Annotated in this window: 21 protein-coding genes; 8 read left to right on the top strand and 13 right to left on the bottom strand. The window is 71.0% G+C overall.

Annotated elements, in window-relative coordinates; translation table 11 throughout:
* Positions 1 to 174: 174 nt before the first annotated feature.
* The 3 genes from AB0B45_RS06305 to AB0B45_RS06295 all read left to right on the top strand — a co-directional run bounded on the left by AB0B45_RS06305 (position 175) and on the right by AB0B45_RS06295 (position 2,973).
* Positions 175 to 912 carry a PadR family transcriptional regulator gene (locus tag AB0B45_RS06305; protein WP_358126163.1) on the top strand — a complete coding sequence of 246 codons (738 nt, stop codon included), beginning with the start codon at positions 175 to 177 and terminating at the stop codon, positions 910 to 912.
* 211 nt (positions 913 to 1,123) lie between these two features.
* Positions 1,124 to 1,684, top strand: coding sequence for a DUF1707 domain-containing protein (locus tag AB0B45_RS06300; RefSeq protein WP_358126160.1), 561 nt, complete (start codon positions 1,124 to 1,126; stop codon positions 1,682 to 1,684).
* A gap of 104 nt (positions 1,685 to 1,788) precedes the next feature.
* Positions 1,789 to 2,973 (top strand): cytochrome P450, encoded by a 1,185-nt coding sequence (locus tag AB0B45_RS06295; RefSeq protein WP_358126157.1) that lies wholly within the window; start codon positions 1,789 to 1,791, stop codon positions 2,971 to 2,973.
* Positions 2,974 to 3,142: 169 nt separating this feature from the next.
* On the opposite strand, the gene AB0B45_RS06290 is transcribed toward AB0B45_RS06295, so the two are convergent.
* The 9 genes from AB0B45_RS06290 to AB0B45_RS06250 form a co-directional block, all read right to left on the bottom strand.
* Positions 3,143 to 8,248: a tetratricopeptide repeat protein gene (locus AB0B45_RS06290; protein ID WP_358126155.1), complete on the bottom strand. Its 5,106-nt coding sequence runs from the start codon at positions 8,246 to 8,248 to the stop codon at positions 3,143 to 3,145.
* 83 nt (positions 8,249 to 8,331) lie between these two features.
* Positions 8,332 to 9,126 carry a class I SAM-dependent methyltransferase gene (locus tag AB0B45_RS06285; RefSeq protein WP_358126152.1) on the bottom strand — a complete coding sequence of 265 codons (795 nt, stop codon included), beginning with the start codon at positions 9,124 to 9,126 and terminating at the stop codon, positions 8,332 to 8,334.
* 489 nt (positions 9,127 to 9,615) lie between these two features.
* A complete protein-coding gene (locus AB0B45_RS06280) occupies positions 9,616 to 11,811 on the bottom strand; it encodes a DUF4434 domain-containing protein (RefSeq protein WP_358126149.1) in 2,196 nt (731 codons plus the stop codon).
* Positions 11,812 to 11,822: 11 nt separating this feature from the next.
* On the bottom strand, positions 11,823 to 12,716 hold the full coding sequence (locus AB0B45_RS06275; protein WP_358126147.1) for an ROK family protein: 894 nt from the start codon (positions 12,714 to 12,716) through the stop codon (positions 11,823 to 11,825).
* Positions 12,713 to 13,405: a putative N-acetylmannosamine-6-phosphate 2-epimerase gene (locus AB0B45_RS06270; protein ID WP_358126144.1), complete on the bottom strand. Its 693-nt coding sequence runs from the start codon at positions 13,403 to 13,405 to the stop codon at positions 12,713 to 12,715. The genes AB0B45_RS06275 and AB0B45_RS06270 overlap by 4 nt, the downstream gene beginning before the upstream one ends.
* On the bottom strand, positions 13,402 to 14,325 hold the full coding sequence (locus AB0B45_RS06265; protein WP_358126141.1) for a DUF4434 domain-containing protein: 924 nt from the start codon (positions 14,323 to 14,325) through the stop codon (positions 13,402 to 13,404). The genes AB0B45_RS06270 and AB0B45_RS06265 overlap by 4 nt, the downstream gene beginning before the upstream one ends.
* Before the next feature lie 12 nt (positions 14,326 to 14,337).
* Positions 14,338 to 15,210 carry a carbohydrate ABC transporter permease gene (locus AB0B45_RS06260; RefSeq protein ID WP_358126138.1) on the bottom strand — a complete coding sequence of 291 codons (873 nt, stop codon included), beginning with the start codon at positions 15,208 to 15,210 and terminating at the stop codon, positions 14,338 to 14,340.
* Positions 15,197 to 16,099, bottom strand: coding sequence for a sugar ABC transporter permease (locus AB0B45_RS06255; protein WP_358126135.1), 903 nt, complete (start codon positions 16,097 to 16,099; stop codon positions 15,197 to 15,199). Before AB0B45_RS06255 ends, AB0B45_RS06260 begins: the two co-directional genes overlap by 14 nt.
* Entirely contained in the window at positions 16,089 to 17,360 is a 1,272-nt protein-coding gene (locus AB0B45_RS06250; RefSeq protein ID WP_358126133.1) for an ABC transporter substrate-binding protein, read from the bottom strand. Before AB0B45_RS06250 ends, AB0B45_RS06255 begins: the two co-directional genes overlap by 11 nt.
* Before the next feature lie 85 nt (positions 17,361 to 17,445).
* Here AB0B45_RS06250 and AB0B45_RS06245 point away from each other — a divergent pair, with 85 nt between their 5' ends.
* Entirely contained in the window at positions 17,446 to 18,174 is a 729-nt protein-coding gene (locus AB0B45_RS06245; RefSeq protein WP_358126130.1) for a GntR family transcriptional regulator, read from the top strand.
* Between the two features lie 53 nt (positions 18,175 to 18,227).
* Here AB0B45_RS06245 and AB0B45_RS06240 read toward each other — a convergent pair whose 3' ends face one another.
* The 3 genes from AB0B45_RS06240 to AB0B45_RS06230 all read right to left on the bottom strand — a co-directional run bounded on the left by AB0B45_RS06240 (position 18,228) and on the right by AB0B45_RS06230 (position 20,287).
* Entirely contained in the window at positions 18,228 to 18,851 is a 624-nt protein-coding gene (locus tag AB0B45_RS06240) for a DJ-1/PfpI family protein (protein WP_358126127.1), read from the bottom strand.
* A gap of 2 nt (positions 18,852 to 18,853) precedes the next feature.
* Positions 18,854 to 19,819 carry a DJ-1/PfpI family protein gene (locus AB0B45_RS06235; protein ID WP_358126124.1) on the bottom strand — a complete coding sequence of 322 codons (966 nt, stop codon included), beginning with the start codon at positions 19,817 to 19,819 and terminating at the stop codon, positions 18,854 to 18,856.
* 78 nt (positions 19,820 to 19,897) lie between these two features.
* Positions 19,898 to 20,287, bottom strand: a complete 390-nt coding sequence (locus tag AB0B45_RS06230; protein WP_358126122.1) for a hypothetical protein — start codon at positions 20,285 to 20,287, stop codon at positions 19,898 to 19,900.
* A gap of 65 nt (positions 20,288 to 20,352) precedes the next feature.
* On the opposite strand from AB0B45_RS06230, the gene AB0B45_RS06225 reads away from it, so the two are divergent.
* The 4 genes from AB0B45_RS06225 (at position 20,353) to AB0B45_RS06210 (ending at position 22,842) form a co-directional block, all read left to right on the top strand.
* Positions 20,353 to 20,910: an RNA polymerase sigma factor gene (locus tag AB0B45_RS06225; RefSeq protein ID WP_358126119.1), complete on the top strand. Its 558-nt coding sequence runs from the start codon at positions 20,353 to 20,355 to the stop codon at positions 20,908 to 20,910.
* The gene (locus AB0B45_RS06220) at positions 20,907 to 21,413 is read left to right on the top strand and encodes a hypothetical protein (RefSeq protein WP_358126116.1); all 507 of its coding nucleotides are present in this window, start codon (positions 20,907 to 20,909) and stop codon (positions 21,411 to 21,413) included. Before AB0B45_RS06225 ends, AB0B45_RS06220 begins: the two co-directional genes overlap by 4 nt.
* Positions 21,414 to 21,983 carry a hypothetical protein gene (locus AB0B45_RS06215; protein WP_358126113.1) on the top strand — a complete coding sequence of 190 codons (570 nt, stop codon included), beginning with the start codon at positions 21,414 to 21,416 and terminating at the stop codon, positions 21,981 to 21,983. It begins immediately after the preceding gene.
* Between the two features lie 496 nt (positions 21,984 to 22,479).
* Positions 22,480 to 22,842, top strand: coding sequence for a hypothetical protein (locus AB0B45_RS06210; RefSeq protein WP_358126111.1), 363 nt, complete (start codon positions 22,480 to 22,482; stop codon positions 22,840 to 22,842).
* A 536-nt stretch (positions 22,843 to 23,378) separates the two neighbouring features.
* Here the strand turns inward: AB0B45_RS06210 and AB0B45_RS06205 are convergent.
* Entirely contained in the window at positions 23,379 to 24,344 is a 966-nt protein-coding gene (locus tag AB0B45_RS06205; protein ID WP_358126109.1) for an NAD(P)-dependent alcohol dehydrogenase, read from the bottom strand.
* Positions 24,345 to 24,443: the final 99 nt, after the last annotated feature.

Here is a 24,443-nt window from a genome sequence, read left to right as displayed (position 1 = left end):
GGCCTCCATCCCCAAGCATGTTCCCGATTTCCGCGACTTTTTCGTGATCTAGCTCACTCTGTTGGCCAAGGCGTGACGTGCGGCGGAATGAAAGGTTGCTGTCGACACGTTAGCGATATATCTTTGAAGCATCGAGAGCGTTCGAAGGTCGATCGCAGACGGATGGAGAACAGCATGACTTCCGCACAAGCAGCGGGCGGCGGCCAGTGGGCCGACGCCAGAGAGATGAGGCGCGCCGCGCGCGAGGCGTTCCGGATGATGTCCGAGGCGTGGCAGCAACACGGCGGGCATCACCACCACCCCCGGCGCGGTCCGCAGCCCGCGGGCGAGGGCGGCCCGCACGACCACAGGCAGCGCGGCAGGGGCCGAGGAAATCCTTTCCCCTTCGAGTTCGGGCGAGGCCCGTGGGGCGGCCCCGGCGGCCCCTTCGGTCGCCACGGGTTCGGCGGCAGGACCCGCAAGGCCAAGCGCGGTGACGTCCGCGCCGCCATCCTCGCCCTCCTGGCCGAGGAGCCGCGCAACGGCTACCAGATCATCCAGGAGATCGCCGAGCGCAGCGAGGGCGGCTGGAAGCCCAGCCCCGGCGCCGTCTACCCGGCGCTCCAGCAGCTCACCGACGAGGGGCTGGTCATCGCGGAGGAAAGCGAGGGCCGCAAGACCTTCCGCCTCACCGAGGCCGGCACGACCTACATCGCCGAGCACCCCGACGAGGTGCGCGCGCCGTGGGACGAGATGCGTCCCGACATCGACGACAACTCGGCAGAACTGATGGACATCGCCAAGCAGTCGGCGTTCGCGATGATGCAGATCCTGCACAGCGGCACGGAGTCGCAGATCCGCGAGGCGCGCAAGGCGCTGATCGACACGCGCCGCAAGCTCTACCAGATCCTGGCCGACGGCGACGACGAGTGACCCCTGGCCATGATCCGCGGCACCGCGCCCCGACCCCTGACGGGTCCGATGAGACCCGCCGCCTCGAACCGCGGGCCCGTACGGGATCCGCGGTTCGAGGCGGCCCTTCAGGCAGCGCTTCGGGACGCGCGCACACCGGGCAAAGGCCATATGGAGTCCAGACAAAGCGCAGGCCGGGAGCCCTGGAAGGAGCTCCTGAGAGGAGCCACGCATGAGCACCGATGACCAGCTGCGCATCGGCGACGCCGAGCGCGACGAGACGATGGAGGCGTTGCGCGAGCACTTCGCGCAGGGCCGACTGACCCGCGAGGAGCTCGACGAGCGGCTCGACCTCGCGCTGTCGGCGCGGACCGTGGGCGACCTGTCCCGCGTCCACGTCGATCTGCCGAGCCCAGGGCGCCACCCCGTGGCGGCGTACGACGCCGACCGGCGCGGGCCAGGCCGGCACCCCGACCCCGCGGAGTTCGGCTACGGCTGGCCCATGGGGCCCGAGGGATACGGCCCGAACTGGGCCATGGCACACCCGAAACACCAGCGGCACCTGCGACGCGTGCACGCGCACCGGATGCGCCACATGCGCCAGGCCCACATGAGGGCCCACCGCCACCACAGGGGGCCGGGCCCGCTCGCCCCCATCCTGCTCGTCGCGCTCGTCATCGGGCTCGCGGTGGGCGGGTTCACGGTGCTCAAGGTGCTGTTCTTCGTATGGGTGGCCGCGATGGTGTTCGGCTTCGCGCACCGCCGCTTCCACGCGCGCCGCCTCGGCCCCTGACCGCCGGCCGTACCCGGCGAGCCGCCGGAGGGCCGGCCCCGACACGATCGCCGAAGCGGGGCGAAGGCTAGGCAGCCCGCAGATCGCTGGGTACCGTCCGAATCATGGCCGAACTCGAGAGTTATCCCTTCCTGACCGGCCCCCGTGGGTGTCCTCACGCGCGATACGCGCAGCGGCGGGAGAGCGATCCGCTCGGCAGGGTCCGGCTGCCGAGCGGCGACGTGGTGGCGCTGGCGACCAGGTACGACGACGTCGTGGCGGTGCTGAGCGACCCCCGGTTCAGCCGCGACCTGCACTATCCGGGCGCGCCGAGGATGTTCGAGGGCTACAACATCGCCGACTCCCCCGGCAGCCTGATGAACACCGACCCGCCCGAGCACACCAGGTTGCGCAGGCTGCTGTCGGGCACCTTCACCCCGCGCCAGGTCGCCACCTGGCGGCCGCGGTTGCGGGCGCTCACGCACGAGCTGATCGACGCTCTGCCCGACGAGTTCGACTTCGTCGGCGAGCTGGCCTTCCCGCTCCCCGTCCAGATGATCTGCGACGTGATGGGGGTGGCGGGGATCGACACCGAGCGGGTGCGCGGCTGGTCGGACGCGATGCTGTCGACCTCGAGCCTGACCTCGGAGCAGAAGTTCGCGGCCGCCATGGAGTTCTACACCTACGCCGCCGAGCTGATCGCCGCCCATCGGGACGAGCCCGGTGACGGCCTGCTCTCCTCGATGATCGAGGCGAGGGACGAGGGCGACCAGCTGAGCCAGGACGAGCTCGTACGCATGACCGTCGGGCTCTTCCTGGCCGGGCACGAGACGACGGGCTCGGTGCTGGCCAGGTCGATGCTCAGGCTGCTCGACCCGCGCGAGGGCTACGAACGGCTCACCGCCGAGCCCGAGCTGGTCACGACCGCCGTCGAGGAGCTGCTGCGCCTGGAGACGCCGGGCGAGGGGGCGATGATCAGGGTCGCCACCGAGGACGTCGAGCTTCCCTCCGGCACGATCGGCAAGGGGGAGGGGGTCATCGCCGCCTTCGTCGGCGCGAACAACGACCCGTCGATCTTCCCCGACCCGCAGACCCTGGTGCTGGACAGGAAGGGGCCGCAGCACATCACGTTCGGCCGCGGCGCGCACTTCTGCCTGGGCGCGAACCTGGCCAGGATGGAGCTGCAGGAGATCCTGGGAGTCCTGGTGGAGCGGCTGCCGGGCGTCACGCTCACCGAGCCGGCCGACGACCTGCCGTGGACCAAGGGCAACCTGGTCCACCGGCCCGTGCGGCTGCCGGTGCGCAAGTGATCTCCCGTACGGCCCGCGCGACTCGCGCGGGCCGTACAGGATCCGGGCCTCGGCCGGAGCAGGCGGTCCCGCCGCCGGCGTGGTAGATCATGTCCTCGTAGACGACGCTCTTGCGGATCGGCGTCTTGCCGGTGAGGGGGCGTCCTGCCGTCGCGCTGGACATCGAAGATCACGCGTAGGGCAGGCGCGCCAGGAGCTCACGTGCCGGGGGCGCGAAGGCGGCGTCGCCGGTCTCGACCGCGATCTCCAGCATGCGGCGGGCCGTGGCGAGATCGCCATGCGCGAAGCGGATCTCGCCGAGCCGGTGCGCGGCCTCGGCGACCAGGTCCGGCTGCTCGGTGAGGGCGAGCGTGAGCTCGTAGAAGCGCAGCGCGCCGTCCCTGTCGCCCAGCCAGTAGCACAGCTCGCCCAGGTGCGCCGCGGCCATCCCCGACTCGGAGTCACCCGAGTCGAGCACCCGCTGGTACCAGGTGAGCGCCTCGGGGAAGTCGCGGGCGCGCTTGGCCAGCGCGCCCAGGTACATCGCGGCCACCGCGCCCGTGTGGCCCTGCCCCGCCTCGACCCCGCGCAGGTACCAGGCGCGCGCCCGCTCCTCGTCCTCGTCGTGGTAGGTCTGCCCGATGGAGATCATGGCCCTGGCGGCCAGGTCGGCGTCGTCACCCTCGGCCACGCGGGCGTAGGCCTCGCGCGCCTCGTCCACCTCGCCCGCCGCGACGAGCGCCTGCGCGAGCACGCTGAGCGCCATCGGGGCGCCGCCCTCTGCCGCGGCCCGCAGCGTGCGCAGGGAGTCCTCGGTGTCGCCCCGCTCGCTCTGCAGGAGGCCGAGCAGGCTGCCGAACACGTCCTGGAGCGGGCTGTCGGCGTCGCCTGCCCGCCGGGCGGTGAGCTCGTAGATGGCCTCGCCGTCCTCGTCCTTGTCGAGCATCGACAGCGCCTGGCTGCCGGCGATGAACCTGATCTCCGGGTCGTCGTGCTCCTGCAGCCGCTCGTAGACGGCGCGCGCCTGGCCGCTCTCGCCGAGCTCGGCGAGCCGCCCCGCTAGCCCCAGCTCGGTGTACGGGTCCGCGCCGGCCACCGCGTAGTAGGCGCGCACAGCCTCGGGGTCGGCGCACTCGGCGGCGAGGTCCATGGCCGTGCCGGCGGCGTCCGCGCCCACCAGCTCCAGCACCTGTACCGCGAGCGCGTGGTCGCCCTGTTCGGCCGCCTGGTAGGCGACGGCGTTCAGATTGGTCAGCGCGTTCCGCGCGAAAGGGCTCTCCGTGGCGGCCGCGTGGGCGAAGGCCCTGGCGGCGCCGAGCAGGTCGCCGTCCTCGTAGGACCACATGCCCAGCGTGACTCCAGCCCTGGCCACGGCGTCGGGGACGTCCGACTCGATCGCCCGCCACAGCTCCCGCCGCGCGCCCTCGACGTCGCCCTGGGCGTGCAGCGCCTGCCCGAGGTCGACCCTGATGGGTTCGAGGCTGTCGGGGTCGCCTGCCTCCATGCCCTTGCGGTACATCACGACCGCGCCCGCCGGATCGCCCTCCGCCTTGCGCACGTCGCCCCACGTCCAGTAGCCCATCGCCACGGTCTCCGTGTCGCCGGTGGCGACGGCCCGCTCGGCCATGGCCGCGGCCCGCTCGTGGTCCTGGCGCATGAGCAGGTGGCCCGGCAGGAACCGCAGGGATTCCAGGTCACCCGCGTCCGCGCCGCCGTACAGCGTCTCGAGGACGCCGTCCTCGTCGCCGCGCGCCTCCAGCAGCCGCACCACCTGAGACACGGTGCCGGGCATCGCGGCCCTGTAGGCCTCGATGGCGCCGTCGACGTCGCCCCGCCGCTCGCGCAGGACGCCGATGTTCTTCCACGCGTACCGCTCGAACTCGGCGTCGCCGCACCCGGTCACGGGGATCAGGCACAGCTCGGCCCTGCACGGGTGCCCGTCCTCGGCCAGCATGCCCGCCACGATCAGCCTGGCCTTCGCCGCCTGGACCGGTCCGCCGCGGTCGATGACCAGCCGCAGCAGCGCATGTGCGAGGTCGTCCTCGCCCGCGCGGGCCGCCTGGATCGTCTCCTCGAAGCAGTCCTCGCCGGAGCCGGGGGTCAGCAGCCTGCCGACCTCGGGCACGTCGTCCGCGTCGAGGGCCAGGAGCAGCTCGGCAAGCGACGCCGATCCGGTGAGCTCGGTGAGCCCCGCCAGGGCGCCGGTCCTGTCGCCCTCGGCCAGCATGGCCCACGGACGCTCCTGCGGCGTGGCCCTGCCCAGCCGGTAGGCGGCGATGGCCGCGGCCCGCTCGTCGTCCTCCTGCGCCGCCGCTCGTTCGTAGGCCGACCTGGCGGCCTCGAGCTCCCCCGCCTCCTCCAGGACACGGCCCAGCTCCAGCAGGCTCTGGCCCGCCGACCGCTGGTCGGCCAGCGCGGCCCGCTCGTACGCCGCGCTCGCCCCCGCCGGATCGCCCGCCTCGGCCAGCAGCGAGCCGAGTGTCCGCGCCGCCTCCGCCATCCATTCGCCGGTCGCGCGCGCGACGGCCGCCCTGGCCGCGGCGACGGCGCCGGGCAGGTCGTCGTGAGCGCGCAGGAGGACCGCGATGTTCATCGAGGCGGGGCCGGCCAACTCGGGGTGATGGGCGACCGTCCGGTACTCCGCGACCGCCTCGGCGACGCGTCCCGCCTTGTCCAGCTCTGGGGCGAGGTGGAAAGGCGCCTGGTCGCCGAAGGCGCGCGAGAGCACCTCGCGGGCCTCGTCGATCCGGCCCGCGGCGACCAGCGCCTGGCCGAGACCGCCGGCGACGTCGCGTGCGTGATCCTCGTCCTGCTCGTCGAGCACGCGGCTGAAGGCCTCCGCCGCGGTGTCGTGCTCGCCCAGCGCGTTCGCGGCGGTGCCGATGCGGTGCAGGAGCAGGTTCGTCAGCCGCTCGCTGTCGCCGTCGACGCCCTGCCGCCACGCGGTGATCGCGCCGCGCCTGTCGCCCGCGTCGTTCCGCAGCGTGCCGAGGTATACGGCGGCCTCCTGCCGGAAGGACGGGTGACCCGCCTCGAGCGCCACCGACAGCGCCCCGTCGGCGGCCGCGATCTCGCCGCGGCGCTGCCAGGCGTGCGCGGTCTGTATCGCGATCATGGTCGCCACCCAGCCGCCGCCCGCCAGGACGAGCGCCCGGGAGGCGCCCCCGAAGTCGCGGCCGAGCAGGCGGCGAGCGTGGACGCCATCGTGCGACAGCTCGTCGTGGCTCTCCGGCACCAGCTCGAAGGCCGCGCGTGCGCGTTCCACCTCGTCCAGCCGTAGCAGTGTCAGGCCGAGCAGCAGCGCGTTGCGTGGCGCCTGCACCGGGTCGCCCTGGGCGATCACGCGTTCGTGCAGCGCGCACGCGGCCAGCAGGTCCTGCTGGTTCTCCAGCACCTGCAGCAGCGCGGCCGCCGACTCGAAGCGCAGCCCCGCGTGGCCCGCGTCGAGCGCGGAACCGTAGGCGGCGCGGGCCTCGGCCCAGCCGTCCTCGTCGTCGCCGACCATCCGGCCCAGCTCGTAGGCGACCCATGGCGCGAGCGCCTGGTGCCCGTCGGCGTGGGCGCGGCGCAGCAGCGCGAGCGCCTCGTCCTTCTCCTGTCCCGCCAGCACCTCGCTGTAGATCAGCGCCGTATAGGACAGGGCGAACGGATCGCCCGAGTCCGCGGCCCGAACGAACAGCTCGGCCGCGTCTGAGAGGTTGAAGCCGAACGAGGCGAGGATCTGGGCGAGGAAGACCGTGCCGATCGCCGCCACCCGGGGGTCGGCGTGTTCGGCTGCCTCCTGGTAGGCGGCGAGTCCTTCCTGCCTGCCCAGCCGCTGATGGATCACGACCGCCCGCAGCACGGGATGGAGCCCGTCGCCCTGCTGCTCCAGCAGGTGCAGGAAGACGGCGCAGACCAGGCCCTGGCGGATGTCGTCGCCCTCGGCGACGTACCGCAGCAGCTCGTCGGCCTGCTCCAGATCGCCTTCGGCCATCTCCAGCTCGGCGAGCGCGATCATGGCGCGCACGGACTGTTCCCGCGCTCCCGAGTCGGCCGCCCGGCGCAGCAGCCTGCGCGCCCCGTCCAGCTCGCCCTCCTTCAGCAGGTGCAAGCCCGCGTCGGTGTCCTGGAGCGCCTGCTCCTCGACCGGGTCCGCGAGCGGCTCCTGGAACGCGGCGTGCTCCAGGACGAGCGCCGCCCTGAACGCCGCGTCCTGGTCCGCGTGCTCCGTGGCCGCGCGCAGGATCGCCAGGACGTCCTCACGGTGGCCCGGAGCCTGATCCAGCAGCATGCCCAGCATGGTCACGGTGATCGAGGACCACTCCGACTCCCCCGCGTCGAGAACCGCGCGCAGCTCCTCGATCGCCTCGGCGTACTGTCCCGCCTCGACGGCCATCTGGCCCAGGCAGGCGTGCGCCTCGACGGCGAACTCCGGGTTACCGCTGGCGATCACCCGGCGGAAGATGGCGCGCGTCGTCTCCACGTCGCCGAGCTGCGCGGTCACCTTCGCCTGCTCGATGAGCGCCGGCAGGCGGAGCTCCGGCCTGCCGTCCTCCGCCGCCCTGCGGTAGGCCTCCAGCGACTCGGTGTACTCCCCCAGGTCGACCAGCACGGCGCCGAGCAGCTTGTAGGCCATCGTCAGATGGTCGGGGTGGCCGACGGCGATCGCCCGCTCGCACACCTCGCGGGCGGCCTCGTAGTCCTCGCCGTCGGCGTAGATCGTGTAGAGCCGGAACGCCGACAGCGCCACGATCTCGGGGTCGCCGCAGGTCAGCAGGTGACGGAAGGCGTCCTCGTCGTCCATCTGCCTGGCCAGCTCGTACATCTCCCGCGCCGCGGCGGGGTCGGGCGCGCCGAACTCCGGCAACTCGAGGCGCGCGGCCAGCTCGGCGACCGAGGGGCTGTCGGACAGCCGCGCCCTTTCCAGCGCCTCCAGCGCGCCCTGCTGGTCACCGAGCTTGTTGAGCACCAGCACGAGCGCGGTGTCGGCGAGGGCGGCGATCTCGAAGTCGGCGCCGTCCGAGGCGACCGTCAGCACCCGGTGGGCCGCGGCCCACTCGCCCGCGTCCACCAGGAGCATGCCGAGGGAGATCGCCGAGTGCTGCCCGAGCACCGGGTGGCCCGACTGGATCACCGACCGGTGCGCCGCCTCGGCCCCTTCGAGATCGCCCCGCTCCTCCAGCAGCCTGGCCAGGTGGTGCGAGCCCTCGGGGTCTCCGGTGGCGGCGATCTGCCGCAGAAGGACGGCGGCACCGTCGAGATCGCCCTCTCCCCACAGCCGCATGGCCTCGGCGAGCCCCCCACTTGACGACATGTCCACCCCCACAGTCACCGGATAAAGTGAAAAAGCTACACATGTGTAACTGTGGTCACAGGGGATTCGGGGATCTTGCTGTTTCAGCGGCGGATCCCGATGGCGACGAGGTACGGCCTGGGCTGGCGCACGCCGTCCGCTGTGCGGTAGCCCTCGTAGAACTCGACGAACGCGCGGCGCAGTTCCTCGCGCCGGTCTGGTTCGAGTGACTCGGCGAGAGTTCTGGTCGGCCCGTAGACCGTGGAGAACAGCTCCCAGACCTCCTCGCCCGACTCGGCGGTCTGCGGGGCGTCGCCGTCCTCGAAGCGCAGCTCGAAGTCCCCGCCCAGCCGCTGCTCGACGTACTCGCGGCTGCCCCACTGGAACGGCGAGCCCACCCCTGGCGGCGTCGGGGGCATGAAGGGCCGCATCACGTTGAACATGTCCACGACGCCCCGCTCGTCGCTCCACACACCGAGCGCCAGGCGCCCGCCCGGTCTGCACACGCGCGCCAGCTCCCTGGCGACGGCGGCGTGGTCGGGAGCGAAGATCGAACCGACGCTGGACGCGACGCCGTCGAAGCTCGCGTCCTCGTACGGCAGGCGCTCCGCGTCTCCGACGTCGTAGCCGATGTCGAGACCCTCGTCGGCGGCGAGCCGTCTCGCGGTCTCGATCAGCGCGGGCGCGAGGTCGACCCCTGTGACCTCCGCGCCGGTACGCGCGAGCAGGGTCGCGAGCGCGCCCGTCCCCGTGCCGACGTCGAGGACCCGCTCCCCCGGAGCCGCCTCGAGCGCCCGCGCCACGTGGTCGAGCAGCGGCTGATAGTGCTCGGGCAGCCGCTCGTACGGCCCCGTGCCCCAGACGACGCTCTGCCGCTTCTTGAACTCCTCGAACCCCATGGCCCGCTCCTGCCGCCCGTTTGCGAATGCGGTCGGCCCAAGGCCCTCACCGGAGCCCGGCACCCCGCTCAAGGGTCCCGGCTTGTCACGGCGGCTCCCCCACTTCGCCGACGACTGTCCCCTCCCCTCCACCCGCGAGAGGGAAACCGGCTTCGGCGACGGCGCGAACCCGGGACCTTCCTACCCAGGAGGAGTACCCACCAGGGGGACGCCCCACCGGGCGCCCCTCCCCCAGGACGACCCGCCCAGCACGACCGTCCCATGGGAGACGACGCGGCCGGGAATCCGCGTGACCGCGAAACCCCGCAACCCCAAGACCCCGAGGCCGGCCCCGGGACCCGCAACCTTAAAACTCCGGAACCCCGAGACCCCGAGACGTCAGGCCGGGAGACCAGTGCGTCTCGCGGTCTCGCGGTCCCGGCAGAACGGCGCGGCGGGATGGCCGGGGCGGGTTTCCCGGGGCGGGCCACGGGAAACCCGCGCGTGCGGTCAGGGGGTGGTGGAGCGCACCTCGATCTCGTCGGTCAAGGACCAGGCGCTGCTGGCGGGCTCCACCGTCACGCGGACGTAGCGCGCGTTGGCCGACAGCCCGAGCAGGCGGTACTTCCTGGACTGGTCGGTCGCGGCGACCGCCGGGGCGTCAACGGTCCCCACGGTGGTGAAGGTGACGTTGTCGGCCGACAGCGCGTAGGTGACCTTCTTCGGCAGGAAGATGTAGACGCCCTTCACCTGCAGCCAGTCCGACGACAGCTCCTTGACCGCCTTGGTGGCGCCGAGGTCGACGGTGAAGGAGTGGGCGGCCGCGGTGTTGCGACCCTGCCAGGCGGCGTCGGAATAGACCGTGGTGCCGTAGGCGCCGTCGGTCAGCTCGCCTCCCGCGTCGGCGTAGGCCGCGTCCGCTGCCATCGACGAGGTGTACGGCTTGCCGGCGGCCAGGTTGACCGGGTTGCTCGGCGCTGCAGGAGTGGTCGCGGACGCGGGGGCGCCGCTGCCGGAGACGTTCCCCGCGGCGTCGAACGCCGCCACCGAGTAGGTGTAGGCGGTGGACGGGTCGAGCCCCGCGTCGGCGAACGAGGTGGCCGTGCCGTACAGGGTCTTGACCAGGCTGCCGTTGCGGGTGACGCGGTAGCCGGCGACACCGACGGCGTCGGTGGCGGCCGTCCACGACAGGTCGACCCTCAGGGGACTCGCCGCGGTGGCGGTCAGTCCCGTGGGGGTGGTCGGCGCGGTGCTCTCGACGGCGCCGGTGGCCAGGTAGTCGCGGTAGGTGGTGTCGTACATCGCGGGAACCTGGAGCGGGCTCTGGTAGTGGTCATAGGAGAAGCTCCAGTACTTCGACACCGAGGCCTGCACGGCCTGCATGTCGGCCACCACGTCCTTGACACCCATCGGCTGGAAGTCGAGGTTGAAGGTCTCGGTGTCGGCCCACAGCTGCGTGGACGGCCTGGCCGCGCTGATGGCGTTCTTGGTGGCGGCGAACCAGTCCGACAGCTGCCCGGTGCTCGCGTGTCCGGCTCCGACGCCGTCCTGCAGGGCGATGACGTCGATCGGGCTCTGGGAAAGGATCGAGGTCCACATGCCCTGCCACTGCGTGGCCGTGAGGCCGCCCGCGGTGTTGAAGAACGGGGAGATCACCACCTTCTTGCCCGGCGTGAGGGTGTGCAGGTGGTCGGCGACGGTCGTGTAGAAGGCGGCCATCGCGTCCTGACCGGCCTGGGTGGTGAAGTTCCAGTTGTCGACCTCGAACGACAGGTACCAGCCGGTGAGGGAGGGGTGCGAGCCGTACTTGCTCCACAGGTCGGAGGCGAGGGCGTTGGCCGTGGCCGCCTCGCCGTTCAGCCACGCGGTGTCGCCGGCGAACTTGTGCCACCAGTCGTCGTTGACCTGCAGCCCGAGGTAGACCTTGGTGCCCGCGGCGTCCGCGGCGGCCAGCGTGCGCTCCACCACGTCGTTCGTCGTCGACTTGGTGTAGCCGGGCAGGCTCGTCGGGTAGACGGTCGTCTTGGCCTTGCTGTCGGCGGTCCACTGCAGGGCGAGCTCACCGATGCAGGCCCTGTTGAGGTAGCCGAGTTCGGTGGCCCACTGCGCGGTCGACCACGTGTCGCCCAGTGCGGGCTGCAGGAACGAGCCGGACAGGTGCGGAGCGGTGCCGCAGGCGGAGGAGCCCATGGCGTCCCACTCGGTGACGAACGACCAGGTCGCGGCCTGGCTGGTCACGACCATCCTGACGAACCTGGCCGTGCGCGGCGAGGCGGGCGTGCAGGCGTAGGCCTTGGTGGTGGTGCCGGTGGCGCTCTGCTGGGGCACGGTGCAGGCGGTCGACCAGGTGGTCCCGTCGAGGGAGTCCTGGTAGGTCACCTGGGTGGGCAGCAGGATGCCCGCGCTCGTGTACTGGAAGAAGGTGGCGCTGTGCGAGCCGACCTTGGAGGTCGTGCCCAGGTCGGCGGTGAACTGGTGGCTCGCCGCTCCGTTGCGTCCCTGCCAGGCGGCGTCGGCCAGCAGGGCGGCCGCGCTGGTGCCGTCCGTCAGCTCGGTGCCGCCGGTGTCGGGGTAGGCGGCGGCGGCCGCGACGGAGGCGGTGTAGGCCCGTCCGGCCAGCAGGTCCGTGTCGGCCGCCTGCGCGGGCGGCGCCGCGATCGTGATCGTTCCGGCGGCCAGGAGTAAGGCCAGGACTGCTCTTCGCATGGATCTCTCCCTTACATCGCCGCTGTCGCGGCGCCTACGATCCCGCCCGCCGGTGCGAGCGCGGCGGGGCGGATGGTGACCCTGTCCGGGCCGGGCAGGGCCTCTTGCCCGACGGCTCGCGCCAGCGGGAGCATCAGTCGGTCGCCCAGCAGCGCGACGCCGCCGCCGATGACGACGATCTCGGGGTCGAGAACGGTGATCGCGCCGGCCAGGGCGCGGCCGAGCAGCGTGGCGGCCTCGTCGATCACCTCGTCGGCCAGGGCGCCCTCCATCGTGGCCAGGTCGTCGGCCGTGCCGCCGCGCTCCCTGAAGGTGGCCAGGATGCCGGGCCCCGAGGCGTAGGCCTCCAGGTGCCCGATCCGCCCGCACGGGCAGCGACGGGAGCGTGCGGCGGGGGCGGAGACGGAGGAAGGGGCGGGGATGTGGCCGATGGAGCCGGCCGAGCCCGTCGCGCCGCGCACGACCCGGCCTTCGCGGACGATCGCGCCGCCGATGCCGGTGCCGACCGTGACCACCAGGGCGTCCGCGGCCCCCGCTGCCGCGCCGAAGCGGGCCTCGCCGAGCGCCCAGGCGTGCACGTCGTTCAGCACCTGGACCGGCAGGCGGAGCGCCGAGGAGAAGGCCGAGCGCAGATCGGTGCCGGTCCAGCCGGGCAGGGCGCCGGTGGCGTGGGTGACGACTCCCCGCGCGTCGATGGTGCCCGCGCTGCCCACCCCGCAGGCCATGATCTCGACCCCGTCGGCGCAGACCGCCCTGGCCAGCCGTAAGGCCTGGGCGAGGACGGCGGCGGCGCCCTCGCGCGCGGGCGTGCGCGCCGTGCGGCTGTGCAGGACGGCGCCCTCTGCGGTCACGAGCCCTGCCGCGATCTTGGTGCCGCCGATGTCGATCCCCAGCACGGCCTTCATCGCGGCGTCCCGCGCGGGGTCGCCGCGGCCAGCCGCCGGGTGATCGCCAGCGGGTCGGTCACGGCCCCGCCGACGACCACGGCCCACGCGCCCGCCGCGAAGGCGGTCGTCACGTGCCCGGTCGTGGCGAGCCGTCCCTCGGCGACGGTCCTGACGCCCTTGGCCGCCAGCCTGCCCACCAGTCCCAGGTCGGGTTCGTCGCCCGCGCCCGGGGAGGCGGGCGTGTATCCGGACAGCGTGCTGGACACCACGTCCGCCCCCGCGTCCCAGGCCCGCAGCCCCTCCTGCAGGGTCGAGACGTCGGCCATGACCTGGACGCCGAGCCCGTCACGGATCCGCTTGACGAGCCCGCACGGGTCCCCGTACAGCGCCGCCACCTCCTCGGTGGCCTCGATGGCGACCATGTCGGCCCCCGCCGCGACGAGCTGCTCGGCCAGCTCGTACTCCGGGGTGATCAGCGCCCGCCCGTCCGGCCTTGCCACCTTGGTCAGCCCGATCACCGGCAGCCTGACCACGTCCTTGACCGCCCGCACGTCGTCGGGATGGTTGACGCGCAGGCCGACCGCGCCGCCGCGCTCGGCGCACTCGGCCAGCAGCGCGATCACCGACGTACGGCGGAGCGGATGCCCGTCAGGCGCCTGGCAGGAGACCACCAGACCCCCGCGGATCGCCGTGAGGGAGCCGGTCATCGGGTCCGGTCCGCGATCAGCTCCTGGTAGCGGCGGTAGAGCGCCCTGGCCGACGGCCACATCGAGTTGGGGCTCATGAAGTGCGGCGACTCGAAGGTGATGATCTTCTCGACGTACGGCTGGACGGTGTCGAGCCGGTGGGCGAGCTTGCGCCAGTCGGTCGGCGGGAAGCGGATCGGCATGTCGCGGTCGAAGGTCTCTGCGTTGGACCACATCGCGATGCCCCGCCCGCGCGCCGCCTCGACCGTGGCCTTGGTGTACTCCTCCAGCCTGAGCAGGTCGGTGGTGGCGTCCTGGAAGGCGCAGGCGTCGACCAGCCCCTCGTAGCGGGCGAAGATCTCCTCCCACACGCGCAGGTGCTCCTCCGGCGTGCGCGGGCGCAGGCTGCCCGCGATGTCCTGGCGGCCCATGTAGTACGGCGAGATCAGCACGGGCAGCCCCGTGAGGTTCTTGACCTCCTCGGCCAGCGCGGTGTTGATGTCGAGGATGCGCAGGCTGGAGTCGGTGGTCTCGTGCGGCAGGTACCAGCCCTTGAAGGCGGGCGAGTCGCCGTAGCGCTCCCACATCTCCGCGATGAAGCCCTTGTTGATCTCCACCTCGGTCCGCCAGTCGTGGCGGTACCAGAAGTGGTTGGAGTCGTAGAGGCCGAAGTGGAAGCCCAGGCCACGCGCCTCGCAAAGGTCGAGGAAGAGCCGCACCAGGTCCACGTAGACCGGCAGCGTCGCCACCCGGTCGGAGACCGCCTTGGACGGGCAGGCCAGCCGCTCGCCACAGCCCGCCCTGATCAGCACCACGGTGTCCATGCCGAGCTCGACGAAGGTGTCGAACTCCCGCGCCCACTCCTCGGGGCCCCAGTTCTGGGAGGGGATGTCGACGGTGATCTCGTCGATGAACGTGCCGGTGATCTTCTTATACGTCACGAGAGTTCCGTTTCATTTGAGGCCGCTGGTCGCGATGCCGTCGACGAAATAGCGCTGCCCGAGCACGAAGATCACCAGGGCGGGGGCGGCGAACATCACGCAGGCCGCCATGAGCGGCCCCCAGGCCACGCCGTGCTCGGAGAAGAAGTTGTACAGGCCGACGGAGAGGGTGAACTGGCTGGTGTCGTTGAGGTAGATGAGCGGCGACAGGAAGTCCGTCCAGGTCCACACGAACTGGAACACCGCCACGGTGATGAGCGCGGGCCTGGTCAGCGGCAGCACGAGGCGCCAGTAGATGCCCCACTCGGAGGCGCCGTCGATCCTGGCCGCCTCCAGCAGCTCGTCGGGCAGGTTCACCAGGAACTGCCGCAGCAGGAAGATGAAGAACGGCGTGCCGAGGAAGCTGGGCAGTACCAGCGGCAGGTAGGTGCCTGCCAGGCCGAGCTTGTTCCACACCAGGTAGACGGGGATGAGCGTGACCTGCGGCGGCAGCATCATGGTGGCCACCACCAGGAAGAAGACCACTCCCCTGCCCCGCCATTGCAGCTTGGCCAGCGAGTAGGCGACCAGCGGGCACGACAGCACCGAGCCGAGCACGGTCACCGCGCACAGGGTCAGGGTGTTGCCGAGGTAGCGCCAGAACGGCATGACGCTCGTGGCCTCGCCGTAGTTGTCGAGCACGTACCGTTCGGGCAGCAGCCTGGGCGGGAACTGGAAGACCTCCTGCGGGCTCTTGAACGAGGTGGCCACCATGATGGCGAAGGGCAGCAGGAAGGCGGCGGTCATCACGGCCAGTCCCGTGTAGCCGCGGGCCCACGTCACGCCGCGGCGCCGCCGTACCGGCACCGTCCGGCGCGAGCGCGCCAGGGCTTCAGCGGAGGCCATAGTGCACCCACCGGCGGGCGGACAGGACGATCACCGCGGTGATCGCCAGCGTGCCGACGAACAGCACCCAGGCCATGGCCGAGGCGTAGCCCATCTTGAGGTAGACGAAGGCGTTCTGGAACAGGTACATGGAGTAGCTCAGCATCGAGTCGTCGGGCCCGCCGCCCGTGGGATTGAGCCTGGTCTGGGCCAGCAGGAACGGCTGGGTGAAGATCTGCAGGTAGGCGATCACGCCGGTGACCAGCTGGAAGAGCGTGACCGGGGTGATCATGGGCAGGGTGATCCTGCGGAACCTGGACCACGCGCCCGCCCCGTCGACCTTGGCCGCCTCGTAGTACTCGCGCGGCACGTCGCGCAGCGCGGCCAGGTAGACGACCGAGCTGCTGCCGATGCCCCACGCGCCCATGAGCAGGATCGCCGGCTTGGTCCACGACGGGTCCTCCAGCCAGGCGGGGCCTTCCAGGCCGATCCAGCCGGCCACCTCGTTGACGTAGCCGTACTGGGCGTTCATCAGCCAGCGCCAGACGTAGGTGGTGACCACGATCGGCAGGATCGTCGGGAGGTAGACGACCGCGCGGAACAACGGCTGGCCGCGCACCGGCAGGTTGAGCAGCATCGCGCAGCCCAGCGAGAGCACCAGGCTGAGCGGGACGCCGATCGCGGTCAGCCACGCCGTGTTGGCCAGGCTCTTCCAGAACCGCTCGTCGCCGAGCATCTCGCGGTAGTTGGCCAGGCCGACGAAGTTCGGCTCCTGGAAGAGGTTGAAGTCGGTCAGGCTGTAGACGGCCGAGGCGAGGATCGGGCCTCCGATCAGCAGCGCGAACCCGAGCAGCCACGGCGAGGCGAACGCCAGCCCCAGCAGGAGCCGGCGGCGCTTGTCACTTGGCATAGGAGCCGGTCTTACCCGCGACGTCGGCCAGCGCCTTGTCAGGCGCGGCGGCGCCGCGCAGCACCTGGTCGAAGGCGGCGTTGAGGTCGGTGGAGTACTGCTGGCCCCAGGGCATGCTGGCCTGCACCTTGACGTTCGGCGCCTTCAGCGCGTCGGCCCACGCCTTGAACTGCGGGATGTCGGCGTACTTGGGGTCGTCGAGCAGCGACAGCCGCGCCGGCAGGTTGCCCAACGCGTAGGAGAAGTCGAGCATCGCCTTCTTCCCCATGAGGAACTTCATGAACTCCCACGCCTCCTGCTTGTGCGCGGAGTTGCGCGGGATGAACAGCGTGCTGGCCGTGAGCTGGGTCGTGCCCGCCAGGTTCGGCTGTCCCGAGGGGTACGGCAGCGGCGCGACGCCCCAGTCGAGGTCGGGCGCGCTGTCCTTGATGAAGCGCGGCTGCCACTCACCGTCGATCACCATCGCGACCTTGCCGGTGTAGAAGGGGTTCTGCGGCGAGGCGTACTCGCCGAAGCCCGAGGTGAACTTCAGCACCTTGTCGGCGCCGTACCTGGCGGTCACGTTGTCGGTGTAGAAGCGCAGCGCGGCCACGTTGCCGGGGTTGGACGGAGTGGGCTTGCCCGCGGCGTCGAACCAGTCGCCGCCGAACATGTAGCCCATCGTGGTGAACGTGGTGCCGGTCTCGGGATTGCCCAGGCCGAGCTGGGTGAGGTTGCCCGCGGCGTCCTTCTTGGTGAGCTTGGCGATGGCCTGCGCCCACTCCTCGGTGGTCTTGGGCGGCTGCCCGACACCCGCCTCGGCGAACAGCTTCTTGTTGTAGAGCAGCTGGAAGGAGTGGACGGCGATCGGCAGGGAGTAGGTCTTGCCCTCGTAGACCATCTGCTTCAGCGCGGCGGGGACGATGTCCGCGCTGTCGAAGCCGTCCTTGGCCATGTAGGTGTCGAGCGGCTCGAGGATGCCCTTGGACGCCCACGAACCGACGCCGTTGCCGAAGTTGTCGGAGATGTCGAAGGAGCCCTTCGCGCTCGACATCGAGGCCAGCTGTTTCTGGAAGTCGGGGCTGGACACGCCCTTGACCACGATCTTCCGCTGGCTCGCGTTGAACTCCGCGATGATCTTCTCCAGCGCCTGGGCCTCCTGGCCGCCCCACAGGTAGGAGAAGGTGATGGTGATTGGGCCGCCCTTTTCTGGGTCGGCGGTCCCGCCGCCACAGGCGGACACCAGCGCTAACCCCGCAAGGACGCTGACGGTGCGGAGCATTGGTCGGATCATGGCTACCTCCAAGTTGGTATTGGTATAGCCCAATCATGAAAGAGACGTCAATACGTCTGCTACGATCCGGGACATGTCGACAATTGGTGCGGACCAAAGGCTCACCAAGACCGATCAGCTCAAGGAGCACCTCTACGCGCTGGTCGGCGAGCGGCTACGCCCCGGCGACAAGCTCCCCACGGAGCGCGAGCTGGCCGACGAGTTCGGCGTCAGCAGGCTGACGGTCCGCCGCGCGCTCGACCGCCTCGAGAGCGACCGCCTGGTCTACCGGGTCCAGGGCGCAGGCACCTTCGCCAGCCAGCGCCCCATCACCAAGACGATCGAGTTCACGTCCTTCAGCGAGGACATGCGCAGCCGGGGCCTGTCCCCCGGATCCCGCCTCCTCGACGCCGTCGAGACCCCCGCGGGCGCCCGCATCGGCTACGCCCTGGCCATCAGCCCGGCCGACCCCGTCTTCCGCGTCCGCCGGGTCCGCACGGCCGACGACGCCCCCATCTGCCTGGAGACCTCCCACGTCCCCCTGGCCCTCGCGCCCGGCCTCCTCGACCTCCCCCTGGAGGGCTCGCTGTACTCCCTGCTGGAGACCCGCTTCAGGATCCGGCTCGTGCGCGCCGACCAGATCATCCGCGCCACCGTCCTGGATCCCGAGGAGGCGGAGCTGCTGCAGACCATGGCCCTGTCGCCCGCGCTGCTGGTCGAGCGCACGGCCTACGACCAGCGCGGCCGCGCGGTGGAGGTGGCCAAGTCCCTCTACCGCGGCGACCGCTACTCCTACGAGATCGCCATCGAACGCACCTCGTAGGCGTCCGGGGACGACCCCGGCGAGCTCCGACCGGCCGTCGAGAAACGCGACGACTAGACGAGCAGGCTCATCGCCCGCTCGGCGATACCCTCGGGCGCGGTCTTCGGAGAACCGGCGTTGAACGGCGGCTGCGGGTCGTACTCGATGACCAGCTGCACCGCCTGTGCCGTCTCCACGTCGCTCGCCTGGGCCAGCAGGGTGAGCGCCATGTCGATGCCCGCCGACACCCCCGCCGCCGTCACGATCTTGCCCTCCGTCACCACCCGCTCGCTCACCGGCTCGGCGCCGTACTGGGCCAGGAAGTCGAGGATGCCCCAGTGCGTGGTGGCCTTCTTGCCCTGGAGCAGGCCCGCGGCGCCCAGCAGGAGCGATCCGCTGCACACCGACGTCGTCCACTGGGTGTGCGCGTGCGCAGCGGCGATCCAGTCGACGAGGGCCTGGTCTGCGAGCGCGTCGAAGGTCCCGACGCCGCCGGGCACGATGACCACGTCGGGGTCCGGCAGGTCGCCGTAGGCCGCCGTCGCCTGCAGGGTGAGCGTGCCGTGGTCGTCGGTGACGGGTCCGGGTTCGGCGGCGACGAACGTGACGGTGCAGCCGGGGGCGAAGGCCATCACGGTGTACGGCCCGACGGCGTCGAGCGCGGTGAAACGCGGATAGAGCGGGATGGCGACATGCATGGTCAGCTCTCCTTTGTCTGGAAACGGCGACGGTAGGCGCCCGGTGAGATCCGCCAGTGGCGGCGGAAGACGCGATAGAGGGTCTCCGGCGTGCCCAGCCCCGCCTCCCTGGCCACGCGCTCGAGCGGGTGGTCGGTGACCTCCAGCAGCCGCCTGGCGGCGTCGGCCCTGCTGCGCTCGACGTACCGGCCCGGCGACATGCCGGACTGCTCGGTGAAGACGCGGGAGAAGTGCCGCTCGCTCATCCCCGCGTGTCTGGCGAGGGCGAGCACGCTCAGATCGTCGGCCGGGTTGGCGTCGATGAACGCCTGAAGGTCGCGCAGCGGCTCGCTGCGTGGCGGCAGCGCGCTCATCGGCATGCTGAACTGGCTCTGCCCGCCCGGCCTGTGCAGGTAGACCACCAGCCCGCAGGCCACGTCCTTGGCGAGCCGGTGCCCGTGATCCTCGGCGACGAGCGCGAGCGCCAGGTCGATGCCGGCGGTCACGCCCGCCGAGGTCCACACGTCGCCGTCCTTGACGTAGATGGGATCGGCGTCCACCTCGACCCGCGGGTACCGGGCGCGCAACGTGTCGGCGGCCAGCCAGTGGGTGGTCGCGCGCCTGCCGTCCAGGAGTCCCGCCTCGGCCAGGAGCAGGGCCCCGCTGCACACGGACGTGACCCGCCGGGACAGACCCGCCAGCCGTCCGACGCCGCCGACCAGCTCCCCGTCCGGCAGGAAGTCCATGGTGGTCAGGCCGCCGACGACCACCAGCGTGTCGATCGGCCCGGCGATGCTCCCCAGCGGCGTGTCCACGAAGGTCGCGATGCCGTTGTGCGCCGCCACGCCGCCCGCCCGGACGGCGGTCACCTCGAGCCGGTAGCCGCCGTCACCGGCCAGTAGGCCCGCCAGAGCGAACACGTCGGCGGGGCCCGCCATGTCGAGCAGCTGGAACCCCTCGTAGATCACGATGACGACGCGTCGTTGCATGTCTTTCATGCTGGTCACGCCGGCGCGATGGCGTCAATGACACGAACATTGCATATCCTGCCAAGATCCGCTTCGGGGTCAGGACGGGAAGTCGAGGACGAGGTACTCGTACTCGCCCCTGCCCGCGGTCCTGAACACCCCGTCCCCGTCCAAGTCCACGAAGACGGCCAGGTAGAGGTCCTGCCTCTGCTCGGCCATGGGCGTCCCATTGCCGTCGTTGAAGATCGTGGTGATGGCGCGGTCCTTGCCGAGCGTGGGGAAGCGCAGCTCGAACGGCGCGCACCTGAGGGCGACGGTTGTGACGGGCCGGTCGGCCTCGGTCAAGGACATGGCGCTCGGCGTGCCGTCCTGGAAGAACTCCAACCCGAGGCGAGGCGAGCGGGCCAGGCGGCCCGCCGGCGGGGTCGCGGAGGCCGAGGCGGCGCCGCCGGTTCGGCGTGAATACGCATCGGCGCTGCGCCGTACCAATCATGTCCACCTACTTTTGCCGAAGGGCCACTATGCGTGTCAGCCCCCCGCAAGATCCTCCGCCGGTGCTCCAGGAGACGGACGCCGACCTGATCCACGGGTCCCTGGAGCGGCCGGAACGCTTCGGCGGCGTCTTCGACCGCTATTTCGACGCCATCCACCGCTACGCCCACCTGCGCCTGGGCGAGTCGGTCGCCGACGACATCGCCGCCGAGACCTTCTTACGCGCCTTTCGCGCCAGGAGGCAGTTCGACATCACCAGGGCCAGCGCGCGCGGCTGGCTGTACGGCATCGCGTCCAATCTGATCGCCGATCACGCCCGCGGCGAGGCCCGCCGTTTCAGGGCGATGGCCAGGAGCGTCGAGCCGGCCGACCACGCCGGTCACGACGACCAGGTGGCGGGCCGCGTCACCGCCGCGATCACGCAGCCGAAGCCGGCCGCGGGACTGGCCAAGCTCTCGGCGGGCGACAGGGACGTCCTGCTGCTGGTCGCCTGCGCGCAACTGAGCTATGAGGAGGTCGCCGACGCCCTGCGCATCCCCAGAGGCACGGTCGGCTCCCGGCTCAGCCGCGCCCGCAAGAAGCTGCGCAAGGTCATCGGACCCTTTGAGGAGGAACTGTGAAGAACGACCTCGAAATGATCAAGGACTACCACGACAGCCTCACCGGGCCCTCAGTGAAGGCGTCGGCGCGGGCGTGGAACCGGCTGGCGGCCGAGGTCGACGCGGCGCCCTTCGCCGGGCCGGCCCGCCCACCGGGTCGCGGCCTGCGTCGCCTGGCGTTCAGGGCGGGCGTCGTCGTGACGCTCGTGTCGGCGGTGAGCGTGGTCGTGGTGGGGGTGGGCGATGGCTCGTCGCCGCTCTCGGTCCGCCCCGCGAACGCCGCCGAACTGCTGCAGTACGCCGCCGCCGCGTCCTTGAAGGACCCCAGCCCCCGCCCCGACCAGTTCATCTACCAGGACCGCAAGGACGTCCAGTACTACGTCGCCTGGGGGCCTTCCGGCCGGTTCGACGGGAAGCAGGACATCCGCCGCGAGTTCTGGGTTCCCGCAGGGCCCGCCGGTGAGGCGCTGACCCGCTCCATCTTCGAGAAGGACGTCCCGCTGCACGGCAAGCCGTTCAAGTAGATGATCCCCGCGGGGACGGTGAAGTACTTCCGCGGCGACCAGTGCCGCACCGTCCCGCTCTACCGGGACGCCGCCGCGTATCCCACCGACCCCGCCGCGCTCATGGCCAAGGTCCGCCAGGACGCCGAGAAAAGGGTCCGCGCGTTCACCGACGGCCTTGAACCGCTGACCGCCGAGCGGTTTCCGCTCATGGTCGAGGGCGAGGTCGTCTACAACCTCCTCTCGCTGGCCCAGATCCCCTTCGCCACCCCCGAGACCCGGGCCACGGTCTTCCGCGCGCTGTCGACCACGCCGTCCGTGACGGTCAACTACGATCTCGCCGACCCCCCGGGGCGTCACGGGATCGGAACCGAGATCACGTGGACCGGACTCGAGGGCAAGGAACGGGCGGAGCTCGTCTTCGAGCCGGAGACCTTCAAGTTCCTCGGCTGGCGGTCCTTCCAGGACTTCAAGCAGATCGACGGCAGCGTCGAGGAAACGCTGATGATGAGCACTGCGCTGATGTCGACCATGATCGTCGACTCCACACCGGAGGTCCCCGCGGGTGAGGACGGCGAGGGTCCCTGCTGAGACGCTCCGCTATCGCGCCCGCCTCCTGGACCACGGGGCCGTCGAGGAGGCGGGCGCGTCGGCGTGGGCGCGGAACCGGCACTGCGGTGCGGGCGGTCGGATTCCTCGGGAGGGGCGGGGTCTCGGCGTCCGCTCCGGGACAGGCGTGGGATACCCGGCGGCTCGATCATGGGGGCGCCGGCAGGCGGCGCGGACAGTCCATCCCGGGGTGATATGTCTGAATATATCCCTATTAGTACTTTTTGTGCGAAATGCCACTTTTCACGGCCGCCAGTCCCGTTATAACGGAGCAAATCGGCCTATAAGGATCGATAGATGTTTAATTAGAGCAATAGGCATCTTAATGTATAGCAAAATGGGGCGATGACCCGTTTGTCTGGCATGCTGCCCGGAAATCATGACATCGCAGGGATGGTCGCTCGTGACCATTTAGAACATTTCAACCACCCTGAATTCGTCATTCACGGGCAGTCAGTCCTTTCAGGAGGAAAACCCAATGACCAGCTTCAAGCGCGTCATCGCAGGTCTCGCACTCGCCACCGCCGCTTCCGGCGGAATCGTCGCCGCCGGCGCGACGACCACCGCGGCCGCCGCCAGCACCACTGCCGTGTCCTTCCAGACCAACTGGGGCGGGGGCTGCGGCGGCTTCGGCTTCGGCCGTCGCGGCTGCGGCTGCGGCCGCGGCTGGGGCGGCTGGGGCGGCTTCGGCCGTCGCTGCTGCAACCGCGGGCGTCACGGCGGCCGTGTGCACAACAGGATCCACGTCAACGTCCACAACAACAACACCAACAACAACGACAACGACAACGACAACGAGAACGAGGACCCCCGTCACCACCACGACGGTACGGAAAGCTAAGCACTGAGGGTGCATCACGCGCGGGCCGGCACTGCCGGCCCGCGCTCTGCCCGAAGCATGGGGAGAAACCTGTCGCCTTACGGAATACGCCTCTGAGCTGATGAGTAATCGCGGGCGGAGTGCGGCGGCTCGCCTGGTACGGCGAGCAAAGGCCGGCTGCCGGCAGTGAGCCGGCGTCGACCCGATGCGATGTCGTGTCGGTGGTCCCGGAGTTTGAGATTCCCGCCGGGACCACCTTCACGAAGCGACGCGTCGGGCACCCGGCCTGCCACACTCCCCCGCGATTCCTTCGTGTTTCCGTGCGCGTCCCTTAATTACCCACCCATACACCGCGATGAAAGTCCGATGGAATATTCATCCGCAATGTGACGGCCCGTTTCCGAGCCCCGTAATGGACGCTGCGACTCGGGTTCCGCGATTGCTCGATTCGCACGACAAGGGAAATCACCGGCGACTCCGGCCCGAAAGCCAAAGCCCCGCCAATGGCTCAGACCGGCCATGCGTCGATCCCGAGCGGGAGCGTGAGTCGCCCCGGTTCACACCGTGAGCACGACCTTGCCGCGCGCGTGCTCCGCCTCGATGAAGCGGATGGCGTCCGCGGTCTCGCTCAGGGGGTACGTGCGCTGGATCACCGGGGTGAGCTTCCCCGTCGCTACGAGCCCGGCGAGGAACGTCAGATCATCGACGCTCCGCTTCGCCGTCAGTCCACGGAGCCTCTGGCTCACGAACGGCGAGGTCACCGCGATGGCGAACAGTCGCGGCAACGGGCCGAGCACGGCGCCGCCGACGCCGCTGGAGGAGACGTAGACCCCCTTCGGCGCGAGGATCCCGCGGAAGGCGGAGAGCCGATGGTTGCCCGCGAGGTCGACGATGGCGTCGAAGCGGCCCGCACCACGGGTGACGTCCTCGCGGGCGTAGTCGATCACATGGTGGGCGCCGATCGAGCGCACCAGCTCCGCGTTCCGTGTGCTGCAGACGCCGGTCACCTCCGCGCCGAGCGTCCTCGCGAGCTGCACGGCGAAGGTGCCGACGCCGCCTGAGGCCCCGTTGACGAGCACCGTCCGGCCGGGTTCGACCTGGCCGAGCCGCAGCGCCTGCAGCGCGGTCGCCGCCGCCACCGGCAGGGTGGCCGCCTGCTCGAACGTCACCCCCGCGGGTATCGGGGCCAGGTGCGGTTCCGGCGCCGCCACGTACTCGGCGAAACCCCGCTGGCTCATCTCGCCGAACACCTCGTCGCCGACCTGGAGGCCGGTCACGTTCGCCCCGGCCAGCTCCACCGTCCCTGCGATGTCGCGACCCAAAATGGTCTGCCTCGGCCGTCGGAGCCCGAAGGCGAGGCGCGCGATGCGGGGTGTGCCGGTCATGGCGACCCGGTCGCCGTGGTTGATCGAGGCCGCGCGGACCCGCACGAGCACCTGGTCGTCGCCGATGGAAGGTTTGCCGACCTCGGTGTACCGCAGGACCTCGGCCGGGCCGTACTCCTGGTGGACGATCGCTTTCACGGGTGCTCCTCATGTCGGTGGCGGATCTGGACGATCTCCGGGCAGGGGGCATCGCGCCGGCGAGGTACGCACGGCGTGGTCGAGGTGGAGAGTGGGTCG

The organism is Nonomuraea sp. NPDC049152 (genome assembly GCF_040648355.1).
In the GTDB taxonomy this organism is placed as follows: domain Bacteria; phylum Actinomycetota; class Actinomycetes; order Streptosporangiales; family Streptosporangiaceae; genus Nonomuraea.
This window is presented reverse-complemented; position numbering and strand designations above follow the sequence as displayed.